1 protein-coding gene is annotated in these 608 nt (G+C 56.2%); it reads right to left on the bottom strand.

Annotation, left to right across the window (positions count from 1 at the left end; genetic code table 11):
* Positions 1 to 67: 67 nt before the first annotated feature.
* Positions 68 to 608 (bottom strand): AAC(6')-Ib family aminoglycoside 6'-N-acetyltransferase (aac(6')-Ib, locus tag PG899_RS24220; protein ID WP_065764034.1); only part of this gene is annotated, 541 nt, incomplete at its 5' end.

The following is a 608-nucleotide window of genomic DNA, read 5'->3' on the forward strand; positions in this document are numbered from 1 at the left end:
CGCCCAACGTTTGACATGAGGGGCGGCCAAGGGCGCCAGCCCTTGGACGTCCCCCTCGATGGAAGGGTTAGGCATCACTGCGTGTTCGCTCGAATGCCTGGCGTGTTTGAACCATGTACACGGCTGGACCATCTGGGGTGGTTACGGTACCTTGCCTCTCAAACCCCGCTTTCTCGTAGCATCGGATCGCTCGCAAGTTGCTCGGCGACGGGTCCGTTTGGATCTTGGTGACCTCGGGATCATTGAACAGCAACTCAACCAGAGCTCGAACCAGCTTGGTTCCCAAGCCTTTGCCCAGTTGTGATGCATTCGCCAGTGACTGGTCTATTCCGCGTACTCCTGGATCGGTTTCTTCTTCCCACCATCCGTCCCCGCTTCCAAGAGCAACGTACGACTGGGCATACCCAATCGGCTCTCCATTCAGCATTGCAATGTATGGAGTGACGGACTCTTGCGCTAAAACGCTTGGCAAGTACTGTTCCTGTACGTCAGCAAGTGTCGGGCGTGCTTCTTCTCCGCCCCACCACTCGACGATATGAGATCGATTTAGCCACTCATAGAGCATCGCAAGGTCATGCTCAGTCATGAGGCGCAGTGTGACGGAATCG

Source organism: Aeromonas sp. QDB39 (assembly GCF_027707585.1).
GTDB classification, from domain to species: Bacteria; Pseudomonadota; Gammaproteobacteria; order Enterobacterales; family Aeromonadaceae; genus Aeromonas; species Aeromonas hydrophila.